This window comes from Pantoea sp. JGM49 (assembly GCF_018257655.1).
In the GTDB taxonomy this organism is placed as follows: Bacteria; Pseudomonadota; Gammaproteobacteria; order Enterobacterales; family Enterobacteriaceae; genus Pantoea; species Pantoea communis.
Genome location: NZ_JAERJM010000051.1, coordinates 1 through 515 on the forward strand (window position 1 = coordinate 1; position 515 = coordinate 515).

Sequence of the window (515 nt, forward strand, 5' to 3'; positions counted from 1 at the left end):
CTGAGACAGGTGCTGCATGGCTGTCGTCAGCTCGTGTTGTGAAATGTTGGGTTAAGTCCCGCAACGAGCGCAACCCTTATCCTTTGTTGCCAGCGGTCCGGCCGGGAACTCAAAGGAGACTGCCAGTGATAAACTGGAGGAAGGTGGGGATGACGTCAAGTCATCATGGCCCTTACGAGTAGGGCTACACACGTGCTACAATGGCGCATACAAAGAGAAGCGACCTCGCGAGAGCAAGCGGACCTCATAAAGTGCGTCGTAGTCCGGATTGGAGTCTGCAACTCGACTCCATGAAGTCGGAATCGCTAGTAATCGTAGATCAGAATGCTACGGTGAATACGTTCCCGGGCCTTGTACACACCGCCCGTCACACCATGGGAGTGGGTTGCAAAAGAAGTAGGTAGCTTAACCTTCGGGAGGGCGCTTACCACTTTGTGATTCATGACTGGGGTGAAGTCGTAACAAGGTAACCGTAGGGGAACCTGCGGTTGGATCACCTCCTTACCTGAAGATAC

At 53.4% G+C, this 515-nt stretch carries 1 rRNA gene; it reads left to right on the forward strand.

Going from position 1 to position 515, the window contains the following annotated elements:
• A 16S ribosomal RNA gene (locus JK231_RS25415) occupies window positions 1-504 on the forward strand; the annotation flags it as partial.
• Window positions 505-515 lie beyond the last annotated feature (11 nt).